Here is an 18,566-nt window from a genome sequence, read left to right as displayed (position 1 = left end):
CCGGCGGAGGCCATCACCCGGTGCGACGCGACGTTGCGGTGGTCCGCGTCGGCCTTCACCCGTGCGATGCCGGAGCGCTGTGCGAACGCGAGGAGTTCCCGCAGCGCCTCGGAGGCGTAGCCCTTGCCGCGGGCCGACGGGACCAGCCCGTAGCCGATGGTGACGGTGCCCTGCGCGTCCGGGGGCCCGTGGAAGTCGGCGCCGCCGATGGCGGATCCGTCCTCGCGGAGCCGGATCTCGAAGGCTCCGGGATGCGGGGCGTCGGGGTCCGCGGTGAGGCTGTGCAGATAGCGCCGGGCCGCCGACTTGTCGTCCTCCATCGGGTACTCGGGCGCCCACCGGGCTCCTACGCCAGGGGAAGCGGCGTTCAGCCGCTCCGCCTCCTCGGCGGTCAGCGGGTGCAGCACCAGACGCTCCGTTACGAGATCGCTCATGGCGAGGTTGTCTAGCACGAGCCGCGAGGCGTCCGCACCGCATTTGCGAACAGCGCCCGCGGGGGCGGGAGTCGGGAACCCTCTGCGTACGGGAACCTCCTCTGCGTACGGAAAACCCTTTGCTTACGGGATGCGGCGGTGCGATAGACCTGCTGCATGACCTCACCGCTGACGGAGCGGCTGCTCCCCTCCACCGAACGCACCTTGCTGCACCACGTCGCCACCGCCCAGACGGAAGGGCGCACGCCTTCCCTCGTCGCCGGGGTCGCCCGCGAGGGGCGGCTCGTGTGGAGCGCCGCCCGCTCCGCCGCCGACGGACCCGAGCAGGGCACCGACACCCAGTACCGCATCGGCTCGATCACCAAGACCTTCACCGCGGTGCTGGTGATGAGGGCGCGCGACGAAGGGCTGCTCGACCTCGAAGACCGCTTGGAGCAGCACCTGCCGGGCACCGGAGTCGGGGAGGTGACGATCGCCCAGCTCCTCGGCCACGGCGCCGGCCTGGGCGCCGAGACGCCGGCTCCTTGGTGGGAGCGGACCCCGGCCGCGCTGCGCCCCGGGCTCGCCGACGTCCTCGGCGAGGAGCCGGGCAAACACCCCGTCGGCCGTCGCTTCCACTACTCCAACCCCGGCTACACGCTCCTCGGATCGCTCGTGGAGGCGGTGCGCGGGAAGCCGTGGGCCGAGGTGCTGGAGCAGGAGGTCCTTCGGCCGTTGGGCCTGGAGCGCACCGGCGTACGGCCCGTGGCCCCGTACGCGGAGGGCTGGGCGGTGCACCCGTGGGCCGACGCCCTGCTGCCCGAGCCGGTCGAGGACCTCGGGCTGATGGCTCCGGCCGGCCAGATGTGGTCGACCGTCGGTGACCTCTGCCGGTTCGGCTCCTTCCTCGCGGAGGGCGACGAGCGGGTGCTGAGCGCCCCGTCCGTACGGGAGATGGCGGTGCCCGCCACGCCCCTGGAGGCCGGTGACTGGGGCGGCACCTACGGGCTCGGGCTCCAGGTCCTCCAGGTGAACGGGCGCACGCTGATCGGGCACTTCGGCTCGCTGCCCGGATTCCTCGCGGGACTGTTGGTGAGCCCGGCCGACGGGGTCGTTGCCGCGGCCCTCGCCAACGCCACCTCGGGGCCCCAGCCCTGGGCCGTCACGGCGGAACTCGTACGGATCGTGGCGGAGGCCGAGCCGCGGATCCCCGCGCCCTGGCGACCGCTGAAGGAGGTCGACCCGGAGCTGCTGGCGCTCACCGGGACCTGGTACTGGGGGACCAAGCCCTACGGGCTACGGCTGCACCCCGAGCAGGCAGTGGAACTCCAGCCGCTGAACGACTACGGCCGCGGGGCACGGTTCGAGGCCCGGGCCGACGGCACGTGGATCGGTCAGAACGGGTACTACGCGGGGGAGACGCTGCGCGTGGTGCGCCGGGAGGACGGTTCGGTCCGCCATCTGGATCTGGCCTCGTTCGTCTTCACACGCGAGCCCTACGAGCCGGATGCGGGCGTACCCGGTGGTGTCGACCCCAAGGGCTGGCGGGGGCTCGCCGGCTGACGCCGAGGATGGCCGTGTCGGGCGGAGTGCCGTGTTTCACGTGAAACGTGCACTCCGCCCCTGCCTGCCGACCCCGCGGCCCGCCCGCGGCCGGTCTCGTAGGACCCCGTATCTCAGAGGGGGAGCTTGAAGCCGAGGTGCGAGGCTTCGAAGCCCAGCCGCTCGTAGAAGCGGTGGGCGTCCTTGCGGGTGGCGTCCGAGGTCAACTGGACGAGCTGGCAACCCTGTCGACGGGATTCTTCGACGGCCCACTCGATCAGTCGGCTCCCCAGCCCGCTGCCACGTTCGTCCGCGTGGACGCGGACGCCCTCGATGACGGAGCGGGTTGCCCCGCGGCGGGACAGCCCTGGGATGACGGTGAGTTGCAGGGTGCCGACGACGCGCCCTGCGCGTACGGCCACCATGAGGTGCTGGTGGGGATCGTTCGCCAGCCGCTCGAAGGCGGTGAGGTACGGGCCGAGATCATCAGGGGACTCCCGCTGGGCACCCAGTGGATCATCGGCGAGCATCGCCACGATGGCCGGGACGTCGGTGGTCGCTGCGGGGCGTATCTCCAGGTCATCGCTCATGGTCCGCAGGGTACGCGCGGCTGGCCCCTGGGCCTCGCCAGGGGCCATCGTCGAGCCGGCCAGCCCGTCGAGCCGATCAGCCCGTCGCCAGGGAGAGCGGGGAGAAGCAGCGCCGCCAGTCGCTCGGGAGGTCGCCGCCGCCGTGGGTCATGATGACGGTGCCTTCGGCCGACTCCAGACCGCTCTCCCGTGCCCAGTCCAGCAACTCCTTGTGCCGGACGTCGATGTGCATCCGGAGGGGGCCGGCCGTGTTGCGGGCGAGCGAGGCGATGAGGGCCCGGGCCGTACGGCTGTCCCGTGCGGTGACCGGAGCGATGGTCGAGCTGGCGCCCGGCCAGCTCGCCGCGTAGCCGACGAGTGAGCCGTCCTCCTCCGCGACCCATAGTTGGTCCATGGCGGCGGGCAGCCGGGTGATCAACGAGGTGCGGTCCACCCCGAAACACTCGGCGTCCAGCCGGACGACCTCCGGGATGTCCTCGGCCATCGCCCGTCGTGTGACGAGGCCCGCCGGTGCGTCCACCGCCGTGTCGCGCAGTCGCCCGTGGAACCGCTCGACCCGTCCGACCTCGATGAACCCCAGCTTCTGGTACAGCGGCTGGCCGTACGCGGTGGCGTACAGCAGCAGCTGGGTCTCGCCGGCGGCCTCCAGCGCATGGCGCATCAGCCGACCGCCGAGGCCTCGGCGCTCGTACGCCGTGGCGACCAGCAGTTTGCCGATGGCGGCGAGCCGGGGACCGTAGGACGTCACCACGTAGCAGGCCGCCAGCCCCTTCCCCGTGGGGTCGTCGATGCCGAATCCCGTGCCCGCTGCCAGCAGCAGGCCCCACCCGCCCTCGTCGCGCGCCCAGCCCCGTCCCTCGGAGAGGTCGGCGCAGAGTGTGAGGTCGTCCCTGGTGAGGCGGCGGATCGGAAGCTCGGGCAGCGCTGTCGACATAGAAGTCAGACTGTCTGCCTCGGTGATCGCTCGTCCAGTGTTTTCCTGGAACTGATCTCGGCCCGCAACCGTCGACCGCGGCGAGTGAGCCCCCAGGGCTTGAGGATCGAGATCACGGTCATGAACAGATAGGCACTGAGGGAGACGATCGGGCCCATCACCAGATCCGTGGGGGAGGCGAGGGCGGCGTGCTCGGAGACGGCGTCCACGGCCTCGTTGACCCCGGGCCGTAGGGCGAAGGTCGAGGCGACGACGGTGGCCAGGGTGATCCAGAACTTGATGACCACCCAGCGGTGCCGGGCCAACCCCCAGGGCGTGCCGAGCGCCAGGACGAGTCCGCTCAGCAGCGTCAGTAGGGCGAGCGGCAGCACCAGCCAGTCCGTGAACACCTTCATCGACCGGGCGGCGGCCCCGACCGTGGTGGCGGACTCGGTGGTGGTCGCCGTGACGGCCAGGGCGAGCAGACCGAGGGTGAGTCCAAGCCAGCCGGCCGCCGCACAGACGTGGACGACGAGAAGGCTCCGGCGTACCGGGCGTTTGAGTGGTTTCACGTGAAACACCGTGCCGCGGACGTCCCGCGCATCGCGTCCGACAGCGGGAGTAACCGCCCGTACGAGCCTGGGCGTACGCACGGCCCGCCTGCTGCTCCACCAGAAGGCCTGCGACCCGCCCCGGGGCGGGCCGCAGGCGGGGCTCAGCCCAGGTCGGGCGCGTGCATCGCCCGTACCCCTTCGATGTTGCCGTCGAGGTAGTGCCGCAGGGAGAGCGGTACGAGATGGACCCCGGCGATCCCCATCCGGCTGAAGGGCACCCGGACGATCTCGTACGTCCCGATGGGGTCGTCGACCTCGGGGCCGTGTCGTCGGGCGGGATCCATGGACTCCAACCGGCAGACGAAGAAGTGCTGGACCTTCACTCCGGCCACTCCGCCGCCCGCGATGTGCTCCACGGTGTCGACGAAGCAGGGGACCACGTCGGTGATCTTGGCGCCCAGCTCCTCGTCCACCTCGCGGTGCAGGGCGTCGACGACGGTGGCGTCCCCAGGCTCGACCCCGCCGCCGGGCGTCAGCCAGTACGGATCGACGCCGGGTTTGGTCCGCTTGATCAGGATCAGATCGTCGCCGTCGAGCAGAATGGCGCGTGCGGTGCGCTTGACCACGGGCCGTTGGGTCATGTCTGGACCATGGCCCGTGTCGACCGCTCTGAAACTCCCGGAGCACCCGGTCAGCGCGCGGTCGCGGACGGTCACTGCTCTCGGACGGTCACCACTTGTGGACCGTCACCGCTCGTGGAGCTTCACGGCTCGTGGACCGTCACCACTCGTGGGCGGCGCGCATCAGCCACTCGTGGGCCCGTGCGATGTGCGGAAGTGCGAGCGTCCCGGTGCGCACGACGAGGAAGTACGTCCGCAGCGGCGGGACCGGGGGGTCGAGCAGCGCCACCACCCGGCCGCTCTTCAACGCGTCCTCGCACAGATAGCGCGGCAGCACGGCCAGCCCGGCGCCGGAGACCGCGGTCTCCAGCACGGCGCGCAGATCGGGCACGATCACCGTCCCCGCGGCGGCGGGCCGGGACTCGAACACGGCGGACCAGTAGCGCGAGACCAAGGGCAGGGACTCGTGGACCTCGACCACCGGCAGCTGCTCCAGCACCACGTGCCCGCCGCGCAGCACGTCGGGGCCCAGCCGGGCCGCCCAGCGCGGGGAGGCCACCAGGACGTGTTCCTCGTCGCAGAGCGGAGTCGAGGTCAGCAATTTCCCGCGTGGCCGGGCCGTGGTGATGGCCAGATCGTGGTGCCCGGCGGCCAGCCCGTCCATCGCGCCCTCGGCGTTCCCGAACGACGCGCGCAGGGCGAGCCCCTGGGCTATCAGCGGGGTGAGGGCGGGCAGCGCCCGTATCGAGGTGAACTCCGGGGGCCCCACGAGGTGCAGGGTGCGGACGCCGGACTCCTCGTCGAGACCGGCCTCGGCGATCTCCACCAGGGCGTCCAGGTGCGGTGCCGCGCGATGAGCGAGCTCGTCCCCGATGGTGGTGGGGGTGACGCCTCTGGCCTGGCGCAGGAACAGCGGTTTCCCGAGCTGGCGTTCCAGCGTGCGTATCTGACCGGTCACGGCGGGCTGGGAGAGTCCGAGGAGGGCGGCGGCACGGGTGAACGAACCGGCCCGGTGCACCGTGACGAAAGTGCGCAGCAGCGCCAGATCCATGCCGAGCGCCTCCTGACCGACTGCGTCCGTGGACGACGGTGTCCGCGGACCGGACAACTATAAATAAGTCGATAGGGTGCTGTCGCTACTGTGATTGGACACTGACGCAGAGTCAACTAGCCTTGTTCGGGCGGTTCTTCGGGGGGATGAACCGGGGCGGTCCGAGCCATGAGGGGGGAGGCTCGGACCGCCCGCCCGGTGTGCCCGGGCAGGGGGGAACACGCTCCGGGCACACCCCGGACCCGCCCTGAGGGCCTGCCCTAAGCCGCTGCTTCGTCCAGCGCCCGCAGTACGTCGGCCACCAAGTCATCGGTGTCCTCCGCGCCCGCGGACAGCCGGATGAAGCCCTCCGGCACCGCGTCCCCGCCCCAGCGCCCGCGTCGCTCGGCCGAGGAGCGCACCCCGCCGAAGCTGGTGGCGTCGTCCACCAGCCGCAGTGCGTCGAGGAAGCGCTCCGCGTGCTCGCGGTCGGGCAGGACGAACGAGAGCACCCCGCCGTACCGGCGCATCTGCGCGGTGGCGAGCCGGTGCGAGGGGTCGTCCGGCAGGCCCGGGTAGCGCAGCCCGGTCACCTCCGGCCGTCCGCCCAACGCCCGGGCGACGGCCAGTGCGTTGGTGCACTGGCGCTCGATCCGCAGGTGCAGGGTGGCCAGCGAGCGGTGCGCCAGCCAGGTCTCCATCGGGCCGGGGATCGCCCCGACGACCTTGCGCCAGTGCCGCACGCCGGCCGCCAGCTCCGCGTCCCGGCAGGTCACATGGCCGAGCAGCAGATCGCCGTGGCCGGTCATGCCCTTGGTGTCGCTGGCCACGGAGAAGTCGGCGCCCAGGGCCAGGGGCCGCTGGGCGAGCGGCGTCGCCAGGGTGTTGTCCACGGCGACCAGCGCGCCCGTCGCGTGTGCGGCGGCCACCAGCCGGCGTACGTCGCACACGTCCAGCTCGGGGTTGGACGGGGTCTCGATCCACAGCAGCCGGGCCCCCTCCAGCGCCGTGAGCTGGGCGTCGCCGCCGGTCCGCGCGGTCCTGACCTCGATCCCGTACGCCTCCAACTGCTCGCGCACCAGGGGCAGCGCCTGGTAGCCGTCGCTGGGCAGCACCACGGTGTCCCCGGCGCGCAGCCGGGAGAAGAGGACGGCGGAGATCGCCGCCATCCCGGAGGAGAAGACCACGGTCTCCACGGCTTCGCCCGGCGCCTCCAGCTCCCCGATGGCCTGTTCCAGATGGGTCCAGGTCGGGTTGGTGTCGCGGCCGTAGGTGTACGGCCCGGTCGGCTCGCCCGGCAGGTGGTAGTGGGCGGCGAAGACGGGGCCCGGAAGGGGCGGCTCGTACTTCACCGGCTTGGGCAGCCCCGCCCGTACGGCCCTCGTACCGTCGCCGATGCCTGTGTCCATGGCTCCCACGGCCCGTCACGCTCCTCTCACCGCTCCGCGCCCGTGCGCTCTTCCGCCATCCTGCGGGACGGCGCCGCCGACCGGGACCACGGGGGTCGCCTCCGGGTCCGTCGGGGCCCGTCTTGACGGCGCATCCCTTCCTGTGTCTGATCGTGGCTGACGTGATCGGACACGACAGCAGGGCGGAGCACGATGAAGGCATTCCGGCTGGACGAACTGGAAGCGGAACGCGCCGCGAACGACGGTGCGTACCTCCAGTTCCTGCGGGAGCGGAACATGTCGGTCGGGTTGTACGCGCTCGACGCGGGCACCGTCGACCCCCAGCAGCCCCACCGCCAGGACGAGGTGTACTTCGTGGTGAGCGGTCGCGCCTCGATCACCGTCGGCATGGAGACCACCGCGGTGGCGCGCGGCAGTGTGATCTACGTTCCGGCCGGAGTGGCACACAAGTTCCACCACATCACCGAGGACCTACGGGTCCTGGTCGTCTTCTCTCCGCCTGAGAGCTGAGACGCCCCTCCGGGATGCCCTAAGGGACGGGTCAGGGGAGATCAAGGGCCACGGACCGCCCGCGACGCACCCGGCCCGCCTAGCATCGAAGGCGGCAACCCCCAGCGGGACGAACACCCGCGCGGGATGAACACCCGAGTGGGACGAACCCGAGTGGGACGAACCCGAGTGCAATGAACGCCCGAGCGGGACGAACACCCGAGCGGGACGAGTAGGAGAGGCAGGGACGACGATGGCGGTACGGGAGATCTTGACCGGTTTGCCGTGGTGGGTGAAGTGGGTCGCGGTCCCGCTGGTCGCGCTCGCGGTCTTCGGCGGTCTGATAGCGAGCGTCGTCGGCTTCGTGATCGGCCTGCTCTTCAAGATGTTGGCGTTCGTCGCCCTCGTCGGCGGACTCGTCTTCGTCGTACGGAAGTTCAAGGGATCATCGAACTCCCGCGGGGACTGGTAACCACTGCGCGGTACAGCTTTAACCCAGGCGAGGGAACCCCGGGCCAACGCAGGGTCTCATTGGTTGAATGGCCATTACAGTGGCAGTCCGCCGCTGGGCATCCGGTTTCACCACCCCTAGTGCGCCCTGTCGTGCGCCCGTGAGCGCTCCCCCGTCAGGGGAGACGTGGGAACCGGGCGGCCCGGCACGGCGGATCCACGGGGACGGCCCCCGCGGACGGGCGAGTCGCCCGTCACCACGTCAGGACATTCTGGGGGTGATTCGTGGCCACGGCGGCGAGCGAAGGCGCTCCCCCCACCCTGATCACATCCGTGCAGCGGGCGCTCAGGCTGCTGGAGGCGGCCTCCCGGCACCCGGGGGGCGCGCCGGCGAAGGTGTTGGCCCGGCAGGCGCGCCTCCCCCTCCCCACCGCGTACCACCTGCTGCGCACCCTGGCGCACGAGGGGTATCTGCGCCGGGAGAAGGGGGTGTTCCTGCTCGGGGACGCCCTTGAGCGGCTGAGCCCGGTCGGCGGGGCGACGGTGCAGAATCGTCGCAGCAAGCTGGAGGAGTCGTTGGAGCACTGGCGGGACGCCATCGGCGTGCCCGTCTACTTCGCGGTCTACCGCGAGGGCGAGATCGACATCGCCGGCATCGCCGACGCACCGCAGACCCCCGCCGTCCGCGAGTGGGCCGACTTCCGCGCGACCGGGCACGCACACGCCCTCGGTCAGTGCCTGCTCGGCCAGCTCGGCGAAGCGGCCCTCCACGACCACCTCGACCGGTATCCGGTGCGGCCCCTGACGCCCCACTCCGTACCGGACCGGCGCACCCTGCTGGACCGGTTCGCGGCGACGGGGCGCACGGACCCCGTGGTCGAGCGACAGGAGTACGCGGTCGGCACGGTCTGCGCCGCCATCCCCATCACGGCGGGCTCCGGTGCCGCGGCGATGGCGATATCCCTCCCGCTCGATCAGGAGGAACGATTGCTCCCGGCGATCGAGCAACTGAGGACGGGTATAGGCCGCTTGCTGAGCTCCCTCGCCTTCTCCATCAGCATCTGAGCCACCCTCCCGACCTGCTCCTTCTCCATCTGCACTCCATCTGCTCACCAGCTCTCAGCCAACCGATTCACCTGATCTATCAGTATCTGAAAAATCACTCCTTGTAGTCCTCTGGTCGCATACAGCACGATTGTGGGAAGAGGTTCAGGGGTATCCTTCCTGACCCGTTTTCTGCTGACTTCATCCAGAAGGCTGCCAACCAGGCCCGATCCGGGCCTCCTTCATTGCGGGGTACACGATGCGCGACGAGTCGGTCCAGGCCGAGGTCCTGATGAACTTCCTTGTCTCCGAGGAGCTCTCGTTCCGGATCCCGGTGGAGCTGCGCTACGGGATCGAGGACCCGTACGCCGTGCGGATGACCTTCCACCTGCCCGGCGACGCCCCGGTGACCTGGGCCTTCAGCCGCGATCTGCTGCTCGACGGGATCGTCGGCCCGAGCGGGGACGGCGACGTGCACATCGCGCCGATGGGCCCCGGAGACCTCGCCGACCTGGGCATCCGGCTCCAGGTCGGCGGCGACTGTGCGTACTTCCAGGTCAGCGCGGCCCCCGTGGTCGCCTTCCTCGACCGCACCGACCGCCTGGTCCCGCTCGGACAGGAGCGGGCCTTCGGCGACTTCGACACCGAGCTGGAACAGGTGCTCAGGTCCATCCTCACCGGCGAGAACGCCGGCTGAACGGAGCCCGCGCCGGCTACTTCTTGCGGCGCCGGCCCCGGCCCGAACCACGGCTCGCGGGGATCGCCGCACCCGTCTGCGGACGGTCGGCGGAGACGACCAGCGCCGCGAGCGCGGTGGTCACCGGGACCGAAGCGACCAGACCGATCGACCCCACGAGGGTCCGTACGATCTCCTCCGCCACCAACTCGCTGTTGGCGACCGTCGCCACCGGGCTCTGCGCGATGGTGAAGAGCAGCAGCAGCGGCAGCGCGGCACCCGCGTAGGCGAGCACCAGCGTGTTCACCACGGACGCGATGTGGTCGCGGCCGATCCGGATGGCCGCGCGGTACAGCGCCCGCGGCCCCATGCCCGGATCCGCCTGCCGCAGCTCCCACACGGCCGAGGTCTGGGTCACCGTCACGTCGTCGAGCACGCCGAGCGAGCCGATGATGACGCCGGCGAGCAGCAGACCGCTCATGTCGATCTCCGGGTACAGCCCGTGGATCAGCCCGGTGTTGTCGTCGGTGTTGCCCGACAGCACCGCCCACTCGATGAAGACCGAACCGAGCAGCCCGATCAGCAGCAGCGAGATCAGCGTCCCGAGGACCGCGACCGAGGTGCGCGCCGTCAGCCCGTGACACATGTAGAGCGCGATCAGCATGATGGCGCTCGCCCCGACCACCGCGACGACCAGCGGATTGGACCCTGCCAGGATCGCCGGCAGGATGAACAGCGTCAGTACGGCGAACGAGATGACCAGCGCAATCAGCGCCATCACCCCGCGCATCCGCCCCACCAGCACCACGGCGAGGGCGAAGATCCCGGCCACCACCGCCAGCGGGACCTTCCGGTTCACGTCGACGACGGCGTACTGGAGGTCCGGCGGCGCGTCCGGGGCGTACGCCACCACGACCTCCTGGCCCTTCTCCAACTGCCGCACCGCGTCCGGCTGGACGACCTCCGCGAACACCCGGCCCTTGTGCTGTCCGGAGTCGATCTCGATGGTGGCCTTCTTGCACTCGCCGTCCTGCGCGGCGATCGCCTCGCGGCCCTGGGGCGTGCCGGCGTCCCCGGTCGGCGGCACCTGGGCGGAGTTCACGGACTTGCAGTCGATCCGCTCGATCCGGGTCACCGTGGCCTGTTCGGTCTGCCGGTCGAAGCCCACGCCGGTGCGCTCGTGGCCGGGGGCGGAGCCGGGCCACAGGACGGCCAGCCCCACGACGACGGCCGTGGCGAAGGGAATCAGCACCGCGGCGATGACCCGGCGCAGATGCCGGGAGACGGGAGCGGCCGGCCCGTGCGAGTGGCTGTGCCCGTGTCCGTGGCCGTGTCCATCTCCATGACCGTGGCCGTGGCCATGGCCTTGGTCGTGCGCGGGCTGGGGAGCAGGGCCCTGCTGGGGGCCGGGCGGTGGTGAAGTCACCGACCGATCATCGCAAGAACGGCAGGGGCCCCCTGGTCAGCACGCCAGAAATGACGCTAGCGTGGTGCCACCTTTGCACACGCGGGAGCTCGGAGCACCGGGCTGAGAGGGCGCTGACCTCCGTAGACGCACTGCCGACCGGCGCGAGAGCGCGCCGGCACGCAACCCGTCTCGGACACCGCTGCGTCGACCGCCGAACCTGTTACCGGGTAATGCCGGCGTAGGGAGTAGGTCTTCCATGACCGTTCAGGACGCACGCACGCCTGCCGTCGAACCCGCTGTCGACGGCGCCCGCACACCGGGCTGGCACAAGGCGCACATCGAGGGCTCCCGCCCCGACCTGCGGGTGCCGGTCCGTCAGGTGCACCTCACCAACGGCCGGGACGTGACGCTGTACGACACCTCCGGCCCGTACACCGACCCCACCGTCGAGACCGACGTGCGCCGCGGGCTGGCACCGCTGCGCGAGAGCTGGATCGTCGCCCGCGGCGACACCGAGGAGTACGCGGGACGCCCCGTGCGCCCGGAGGACGACGGGATCAAGCACACCTCGCCCCGCGGCGGGCTGCGCAATCTGGACGCGGTCTTCCCCGGTCGGCCGCGCCAGCCCCGGCGCGGCCGGGACGGTCGGGCGGTGACCCAACTCGCGTACGCCCGGCGCGGCGAGGTCACCCCCGAGATGGAGTTCGTCGCCCTGCGCGAGAACGTCTCCCCCGAGGTCGTACGGGAGGAGATCGCGGCCGGCCGCGCCGTGCTGCCGGCCAACGTCAACCACCCGGAGATCGAGCCGATGATCATCGGCAAGCGGTTCCTGGTGAAGGTGAACGCCAACATCGGCAACTCCGCCGTGACCTCCTCCATCGAGGAGGAGGTGGAGAAGATGACCTGGGCCACCCGCTGGGGCGCCGACACGGTCATGGACCTGTCCACCGGCCGCAACATCCACACCACCCGCGAGTGGGTGCTGCGCAACTCCCCCGTACCGATCGGCACCGTGCCGCTGTACCAGGCGCTGGAGAAGGTCGACGGCCGGGCGGAGGAGCTGACCTGGGAGATCTACAAGGACACCGTGATCGAGCAGGCCGAACAGGGCGTCGACTACATGACGGTGCACGCCGGCGTGCTGCTGCGGTACGTGCCGCTCACCGCCCGGCGCAAGACCGGCATCGTCTCGCGCGGCGGCTCGATCATGGCCGCCTGGTGCCTGGCGCACCACAAGGAGTCGTTCCTGTACGAGCACTTCGAGGAGCTGTGCGAGATCCTCGCCGCGTACGACGTGACGTACTCCCTCGGCGACGGGCTGCGGCCCGGCTCGATCGCGGACGCCAACGACGCGGCGCAGTTCGCCGAGTTGGAGACGCTCGGCGAGCTCAACAAGATCGCCAAGCGGATGAACGTGCAGACCATGATCGAGGGCCCCGGGCATGTGCCCATGCACAAGATCAAGGAGAACATCGACCTCCAGCAGGAGATCTGCGAGGAGGCGCCGTTCTACACGCTCGGCCCGCTCACCACGGACGTGGCACCGGCGTACGACCACATCACCTCCGGCATCGGTGCGGCGATGATCGCCTGGTGGGGCACGGCCATGCTCTGTTACGTGACGCCCAAGGAGCACCTGGGGCTGCCCAACCGGGACGACGTGAAGACCGGGGTGATCACGTACAAGATCGCGGCGCACGCGGCGGACCTGGCCAAGGGGCACCCGGGGGCGCAGGAGTGGGACGACGCGCTCTCCGACGCGCGGTTCGAGTTCCGCTGGGAGGACCAGTTCAACCTGGCGCTCGACCCGGACACCGCGCGGGAGTTCCACGACGAGACGCTGCCGGCCGAGCCGGCGAAGACGGCGCACTTCTGCTCGATGTGCGGGCCGAAGTTCTGCTCGATGAAGATCAGTCAGTCCATCTCGGAGCAGTTCGGCGGTGACGCGGCGCCCGACGCGACGGCGCAGGAGATCACCGAGGGGATGCTCCAGAAGTCCAAGGAGTTCGCGGCGAGCGGCAACAGGGTGTACCTGCCGATGGTCGAGTGACATGAGTGATGGACCGGCTGACTGACCTGTCCGGACAGTCGCGACAGTCCGGACAGGTCAGTCCGGGCGGTCAAGTTCGGGCGATCGGTCAGTTCGGTCGGGTCGGTCCCGGCGGGTCAGTCCGGGCGGTTCTCGGGGCCGCCGAAGTCCGGGCTGGTGAAGTCGGGGCTGGTGAAGGTGGGCCGCTGACCCGCCGACTTGCCCTCGCTCGGACTGGAGTAGTCCGGGCTGTTGTACCCCACCTTCGGTATGCGGGTCACGGGCCGCGGCGGCGCCCCGGACATCGGGTCCGCCGCCGGGTCCTCCAGCGCGATCCGGAGGAACGGCAGTACGCCGCGCTCCAGCACCGCGTGGAGCCAGGCGTCCTTGGCGCGCGCCACCTCGTCGGGGAGTTCGTTCGTCAGCTCTTCCGCCGGAAGCTGCGTGGCGCTGTTGCGCAGCGCGGTGCGCAGCAGTCCGACCCCCGCGTACAGGATCGCCGCCGCGGTGAGGGCGGCGAAGAACCAGCCCGCCGACACCATGGTCTGGGCGAACGACGGGGGCGGGTCGAGCATCTTCAGGACGTAGCCGACCAGCAGGAACAGCAGGGCGGCTATGCCGGCGAGGACCGGGGCGAGGACCGCGACCACGGCCGCGAAGCCGGCCCCGCTGCCGTCGCCGTCGACCCCGGTCGCGCCCGCGACGCGGACGGACCCGGTGATTCCGCTGTCTCCGGTGGCCGGATCGGAGCCGCCGGGCGAGCGGGCCTCTTCACGGATCCTGACGTAGTGCTCGTACTCGGGCGCGGCGGACGCGGTGATCAGCGCCGTGGCGTTCAGGGCCATCGTGCGCAGCTGTGCCGCGTTCAGCCGCTGCCCCACGGTGGCGAGATCGGGCCGTTTGTGGGCGTTGCGCAGTGCGTCTTCGAGGAGCCGCTCGAACTCGGCGCGGTCCTCGTTCTGCAGGTGCGGAGCGCTGTTCATGTGCATCCCCCGATGCTCCGTAAGGCCGGAACCACCCGTACCGGACGGGCGGTTGGGCGTTGGTGGAGGAGTGCCTGCGTCGGATAGCCCGATGGTAGAGCGGTTACGGCACGGAGTGACAGAGGTTTAGGTAAAACGCGTACCCGGCTTGCGTCAGGCGGGTAGCGGAAGCTGGACGACTAGGAGCTTTCCGGCCATCGTGACTCCGCCGTCCATGGCGATCGCCAGCCCGTCCGCGTACACGTGCGGCCCCTCGACGACCGGGCGGTCGCCGTCCTCGCCGTCCTCCGTGCCGACCTCGCCGAGCAGATACGGAATCGGGCTGTGGCCGTGCACGATCCGGCTGCCGCCGTAGGCGGAGAGCAGTTCGCGCACCGCGAGGGGGCCCGCCTCGTCGTCGCGGAAGGCGAACCGCTTGGTCATCTTGCGGAAGAGGTCCCAGCACTCGTCGGCGTCGTTGCGGGTGAGGATCTCGTGGACGGTGTCGTTCACGTCCTCGATCGTCTCGCCGTACTCCAGGTACGCGGTGGTGTCGGAGTGCAGCAGCAGGTGGCCGTCCTCCTCAACGACGGCGTCCAGCCGGGACATCCACTGGAGGTGGACGTCCTGGAGGCGGTCCATGTCGTTCTTCTGGCCGCCGTTGAGCAGCCAGGCCGCCTGGAAGGTGGCGGTGCCGGCGCCGGAGTTGACCGGGGTGTCGGAGAACCGCTTGGCGCCGAGGAGCAGCAGTTCGTGGTTGCCCATCAGGGCCTTGCAGTAGCCGCCGGCGGCGGCGGCCTCGGCGGAGAGCCGCATCACCAGGTCGATGACGCCGATGCCGTCGGGGCCGCGGTCGGTGAAGTCGCCGAGGAACCAGAGGCGGGTGTTGCCGGCGGCCCAGTTGCCGTCGGCGTCGATCAGGCCCTGGGCGGTGAGGGCGGCGACGAGTTGGTCGAGGTAGCCGTGGACGTCGCCGACGACGTAGAGCGGGCCGAGGCCGTCGGGGGCGGGGGGACCGTTCGCACCGGTCTGGAGCTGGATGGTGGGGTCGCTGGGCCCGCTGCGGCTGATGATCGGGAGGTCGCGCTCGGTGGGGGTGTAGCCCTCGGGCACCTCGTCCTCCGGCACGGCGTTGCCGGGGTGGTCTCCGGGGCGTACCTCAGGACGGTCTTCGGGGCGGACCTCGGGGTGGACCTGAGGACGAACCTCGGGGTGGACTTCGGGGCCGGTCTCGGGACGGACCTCGGGGTGAGTGGCGTGGGGCGGGTGTTCCACGGGGTACGCCGGAGCCGGGTGCTGCTCCTGCTGCTGGTAGTGCTCCTGCGGTCCCTGCTGCTCGGGCTGCTCGAGCTGCTCCTGGTGCACGGGAGGCTCGGGCGGCGACGCCTCCTGCTGCACGGGCATCTGTGCGTACGGCGGAACGCGGAAATCGCGCAACGTCGCCGTACGCACCACGGGTCCCTGACCGGCCCCCTGAGTCATCGACCCCTCCACCACCGTCGCGCCGCCGTTCACCTTTCGGCCCAGCCTGGTCGGGGTGGTCCGCGGTGTCGTGCGCCCATCATAGGAATGAGCTCCGCGCTGTGTGATGCACCAGGGGTGCTGAATCCAGCCGCACCCCTGACACGTCGGCTGTTTCGCCCCAATAGGGCCCTAATTGGGGACGCTCGGCGGATCCCGATTCCTCGGGCCGTCCTAGTCGGGCGACGGCGAGCGCGGTGCGCTCACGGTCGTCCGCGGGGAGCGGCGCTGCGAGGACGTCCGGATGATCAACTCCGTTGGTATCACCTGCTCGACCGGCCGGTCCTCGTCGATGCCCTCGATGGCGTCGATGAGGAGCTGGACGACCGCGGTGCCGATGCGGCGCGGCTTGAGGGAGAGCGTGGTGATGGGCGGCTCGGTGGTGGCGTACACCGTCGACTCGCTGCAACAGACGAGCAGCAGGTCGTCGGGGACGCGCAGGCCGTAGCGGCGGGCCGCGGCGAGCAGGTCGGTGCCGTTGGGGTCGAAGAGGCCGTAGACCGCGTCCGGCCGGTCCGGGCGGGCGAGCAGCCGGTCCGCCGCGACGGCGCCCGCGCAGGGGTCGTGGGCGGGGTACGACTCGTACACCGGGTCCTGGCCGACGCGTTCGCACCAGCTCAGGTAAGCGGTGGTGGAGAGCCGGGTGTAGGTGTCCGTGGTGGTGCCGGTGAGCAGGCCGATCCGGCGGGCGCCGGCGTCGGCGAGGTGGTCCAGCAGATCGAGGACGGCGGCCTCGTGGTCGTTGTCGACCCAGGCCGTGACCGGGAGGGTGCCGGCGGGTCGGCCGTCGGAGACGACGGGCAGGCCCTGGCGGACCAGCTCGGTCACGACGGGGTCGTGGTCGGAGGGGTCGATGACGACGGTGCCGTCCAGCGCGACGTTCGACCAGACGTCGTGCCGGGAGGTCGCCGGGAGGATCACGAGGGCGTAGCCGCGGGCCAGTGCCGCGGAGGTCGCGGCCCGCGCCATCTCGGCGAAGTAGGCGAACTCGGTGAAGGTGAAAGGTTCATCCCCGTACGTCGTTACGGTCAGGCCGATGAGGCCCGACTTCCCCGTACGGAGGGTGCGGGCCGCCGCGGACGGGCGGTAGCCGAGCCGGTCGGCCACTTCGCGGACGTGTCTGCGGGTGGCGTCCGGGAGTCGGCCCTTTCCGTTCAGCGCGTCGGAGACGGTCGTGATGGAGACACCGGCGGCGGCGGCGACGTCTCGAATGCCCGCCCGACCTTGCCGGCTTCCCCGGCGGGATGTGTCCGTCCGGCTCACCTGGTGCTTCCCTGCTGCTGTCATGGCGAGCCGATATTAGGGCTCGCGTGGGGGGTCGGGCTGATCGGGCATTCAGTCGTTGACAGGCACGATTCTGCATGATCATAAACCATGAACTGCCTTGGAAAATAAGGGACTTGCCAGGTAACTGTGTGGCGTATGCAGTGTTCTACGGGTCTGACTTGTCGGTGGTTCCTCGTGCCGGAGAGGTCTCAACTCACCTCTACGGGGGACGCGCGACACGGAGCGAACCGCGGGCGCGCGCCCGGAAAACGAGCGCTCCCCCCGCTTCGGGGCGGTCCGCGGCGGGGTCGGGCGCGCGGCGGACGGGGTCGCGGAGGGATCGATCCGGGGCGGGACCGGGCGCGCGGCGGGATCGAGGCCGGGTCGAGATCGGTTCGCAGTGACCCGTTCGCAGCGGAGGCGAATCCTCATAAGGTGTGGAGCATTGGTTGCCGGACGGGTTTCCGGACAACGGTCGGACGGTCGAGGAGGACCTGCGGTGAGCGAGACGAGCCCGAAGCTGCGCGCCGAGCTGGACGGCATCCCCACCTACAAGCCGGGCCGGCCCGCGGCCACCGGCGGCCCCGTCGCGTACAAGCTGTCGTCCAACGAGAACCCCTACCCGCCGCTGCCGGGCGTGCTGGAGAGCGTCCTGGCCGCGGCGCACGAGTTCAACCGCTACCCGGACATGGCCTGTTCGTCCCTGATGGAGGAGCTGGCGAACCGGTTCGGGGTGCCCGCCTCGCACCTGGCGACCGGCACGGGGTCCGTCGGGGTCGCGCAGCAGCTGCTGCAGGCGACCGCCGGCCCCGGCGACGAGGTGATCTACGCCTGGCGCTCCTTCGAGGCGTACCCGATCATCACGCAGGTCAGCGGGGCGACGTCGGTGCAGGTGCCGCTGACGGCCGGGGAGGAGCACGACCTGGACGCGATGGCCGACGCGATCACCGACCGGACCCGGCTGATCTTCGTCTGCAACCCGAACAACCCGACCGGCACGGTGGTGCGCCGGGCGGCGCTGGAACGGTTCCTCGACCGGGTGCCGTCGGACGTCCTGGTGGTGCTGGACGAGGCGTACCGGGAGTTCATCCGGGACGCCGAGGTGCCGGACGGCGTCGAGATCTACCGGGAGCGGCCCAACGTGGCGGTGCTGCGCACGTTCTCCAAGGCGTACGGGCTCGCCGGGCTGCGCGTGGGCTTCGCGATCGCCCACGAGCCGGTGGCGCTGGCGCTGCGCAAGACGGCGGTGCCGTTCGGTGTGACGCAACTCGCACAGAACGCGGCGGTGGCCTCGCTGCGGGCCGAGGACGAGCTGCTGGGGCGGGTCGGGTCGCTGGTCTGCGAGCGGACCCGGGTGTACGACTGCCTGGTCAAGCAGGGGTGGACGGTGCCCCAGACGCAGGCCAACTTCGTCTGGCTGCGGCTCGGGGAGCGGACGGTGGACTTCGCGGCGGCGTGCGAGCGCGCGGGGGTGACGGTGCGGCCGTTCCCGGGCGAGGGGGTGCGGATCACCATCGGCGAGCCGGAGGCCAACGACCTGTTCCTGCACGTGGCCGAGGTCTTCCACCGGGAGATGTGACGGCGGTCGGCGGGTGATGTGACGACGGTCGACAGCGGCCCGGGTCCCCATCGGGGGCCCGGGCCACTGCC

17 protein-coding genes, 1 pseudogene and 1 riboswitch are annotated in these 18,566 nt (G+C 70.9%); of the genes and pseudogenes, 7 read left to right on the top strand and 11 right to left on the bottom strand.

Features of this window, described 5'->3' with window-relative positions; translation table 11 throughout:
- Window positions 1–5: 5 nt before the first annotated feature.
- Window positions 6–434, bottom strand: a pseudogene (locus ABZ842_RS13185) (GNAT family N-acetyltransferase); the annotation flags it as partial.
- Window positions 435–590: 156 nt separating this feature from the next.
- On the opposite strand from ABZ842_RS13185, the gene ABZ842_RS13180 reads away from it, so the two are divergent.
- A complete protein-coding gene (locus ABZ842_RS13180) occupies window positions 591–1,976 on the top strand; it encodes a serine hydrolase domain-containing protein (RefSeq protein WP_361536263.1) in 1,386 nt (461 codons plus the stop codon).
- A 113-nt stretch (window positions 1,977–2,089) separates the two neighbouring features.
- Here ABZ842_RS13180 and ABZ842_RS13175 read toward each other — a convergent pair whose 3' ends face one another.
- The 6 genes from ABZ842_RS13175 to ABZ842_RS13150 form a co-directional block, all read right to left on the bottom strand.
- Window positions 2,090–2,545 (bottom strand): GNAT family N-acetyltransferase, encoded by a 456-nt coding sequence (locus tag ABZ842_RS13175; protein ID WP_361536261.1) that lies wholly within the window; start codon window positions 2,543–2,545, stop codon window positions 2,090–2,092.
- A 76-nt stretch (window positions 2,546–2,621) separates the two neighbouring features.
- Window positions 2,622–3,479, bottom strand: coding sequence for a GNAT family N-acetyltransferase (locus ABZ842_RS13170; RefSeq protein ID WP_361536259.1), 858 nt, complete (start codon window positions 3,477–3,479; stop codon window positions 2,622–2,624).
- 5 nt (window positions 3,480–3,484) lie between these two features.
- Window positions 3,485–4,030, bottom strand: a complete 546-nt coding sequence (locus ABZ842_RS13165) for a DUF2269 domain-containing protein (protein ID WP_361536257.1) — start codon at window positions 4,028–4,030, stop codon at window positions 3,485–3,487.
- A gap of 143 nt (window positions 4,031–4,173) precedes the next feature.
- On the bottom strand, window positions 4,174–4,653 hold the full coding sequence (locus tag ABZ842_RS13160) for an NUDIX hydrolase (protein ID WP_361536255.1): 480 nt from the start codon (window positions 4,651–4,653) through the stop codon (window positions 4,174–4,176).
- A 139-nt stretch (window positions 4,654–4,792) separates the two neighbouring features.
- The gene (locus tag ABZ842_RS13155; RefSeq protein WP_361536253.1) at window positions 4,793–5,683 is read right to left on the bottom strand and encodes a LysR family transcriptional regulator; all 891 of its coding nucleotides are present in this window, start codon (window positions 5,681–5,683) and stop codon (window positions 4,793–4,795) included.
- Window positions 5,684–5,943: 260 nt separating this feature from the next.
- A complete protein-coding gene (locus ABZ842_RS13150) occupies window positions 5,944–7,071 on the bottom strand; it encodes a cystathionine gamma-lyase (protein WP_361536251.1) in 1,128 nt (375 codons plus the stop codon).
- Window positions 7,072–7,263: 192 nt separating this feature from the next.
- Between ABZ842_RS13150 and ABZ842_RS13145 the strand changes: the two genes are divergently transcribed.
- The 4 genes from ABZ842_RS13145 to ABZ842_RS13130 all read left to right on the top strand — a co-directional run bounded on the left by ABZ842_RS13145 (window position 7,264) and on the right by ABZ842_RS13130 (window position 9,751).
- Complete coding sequence (locus ABZ842_RS13145) at window positions 7,264–7,581, top strand: cupin domain-containing protein (RefSeq protein WP_361536249.1); 318 nt, start codon at window positions 7,264–7,266, stop codon at window positions 7,579–7,581.
- 232 nt (window positions 7,582–7,813) lie between these two features.
- Window positions 7,814–8,032 carry a DUF5326 family protein gene (locus ABZ842_RS13140; RefSeq protein WP_361536247.1) on the top strand — a complete coding sequence of 73 codons (219 nt, stop codon included), beginning with the start codon at window positions 7,814–7,816 and terminating at the stop codon, window positions 8,030–8,032.
- A gap of 263 nt (window positions 8,033–8,295) precedes the next feature.
- Window positions 8,296–9,075, top strand: a complete 780-nt coding sequence (locus ABZ842_RS13135) for a helix-turn-helix domain-containing protein (RefSeq protein WP_361536245.1) — start codon at window positions 8,296–8,298, stop codon at window positions 9,073–9,075.
- A gap of 238 nt (window positions 9,076–9,313) precedes the next feature.
- On the top strand, window positions 9,314–9,751 hold the full coding sequence (locus tag ABZ842_RS13130) for an SsgA family sporulation/cell division regulator (protein WP_361536243.1): 438 nt from the start codon (window positions 9,314–9,316) through the stop codon (window positions 9,749–9,751).
- A gap of 16 nt (window positions 9,752–9,767) precedes the next feature.
- Here ABZ842_RS13130 and ABZ842_RS13125 read toward each other — a convergent pair whose 3' ends face one another.
- Complete coding sequence (locus tag ABZ842_RS13125) at window positions 9,768–11,156, bottom strand: YibE/F family protein (protein WP_361536241.1); 1,389 nt, start codon at window positions 11,154–11,156, stop codon at window positions 9,768–9,770.
- 71 nt (window positions 11,157–11,227) lie between these two features.
- Window positions 11,228–11,400, top strand: a riboswitch (TPP riboswitch).
- Here ABZ842_RS13125 and thiC point away from each other — a divergent pair.
- Window positions 11,395–13,188: a phosphomethylpyrimidine synthase ThiC gene (gene thiC, locus ABZ842_RS13120; protein WP_361536239.1), complete on the top strand. Its 1,794-nt coding sequence runs from the start codon at window positions 11,395–11,397 to the stop codon at window positions 13,186–13,188. (Overlaps the previous riboswitch by 6 nt.)
- 116 nt (window positions 13,189–13,304) lie before the next feature.
- On the opposite strand, the gene ABZ842_RS13115 is transcribed toward thiC, so the two are convergent.
- From ABZ842_RS13115 to ABZ842_RS13105, 3 genes are all read right to left on the bottom strand, one after another.
- Window positions 13,305–14,156, bottom strand: a complete 852-nt coding sequence (locus ABZ842_RS13115) for a hypothetical protein (RefSeq protein WP_361536237.1) — start codon at window positions 14,154–14,156, stop codon at window positions 13,305–13,307.
- Window positions 14,157–14,303: 147 nt separating this feature from the next.
- Window positions 14,304–15,611: a metallophosphoesterase gene (locus ABZ842_RS13110; protein ID WP_361536235.1), complete on the bottom strand. Its 1,308-nt coding sequence runs from the start codon at window positions 15,609–15,611 to the stop codon at window positions 14,304–14,306.
- 213 nt (window positions 15,612–15,824) lie between these two features.
- Entirely contained in the window at window positions 15,825–16,937 is a 1,113-nt protein-coding gene (locus ABZ842_RS13105; protein ID WP_361536233.1) for a LacI family DNA-binding transcriptional regulator, read from the bottom strand.
- Window positions 16,938–17,415: 478 nt separating this feature from the next.
- On the opposite strand from ABZ842_RS13105, the gene hisC reads away from it, so the two are divergent.
- Window positions 17,416–18,495 (top strand): histidinol-phosphate transaminase, encoded by a 1,080-nt coding sequence (gene hisC, locus ABZ842_RS13100; RefSeq protein ID WP_361536231.1) that lies wholly within the window; start codon window positions 17,416–17,418, stop codon window positions 18,493–18,495.
- Window positions 18,496–18,566 lie beyond the last annotated feature (71 nt).

Origin of the sequence: Streptomyces sp. NPDC047315 (assembly GCF_040643215.1) — a bacterium.
Taxonomy (GTDB): Bacteria; Actinomycetota; Actinomycetes; order Streptomycetales; family Streptomycetaceae; genus Streptomyces.
The sequence above is the reverse complement of the archived record's forward strand: the minus strand, read 5'-3'. Positions and strand labels throughout refer to the sequence as shown.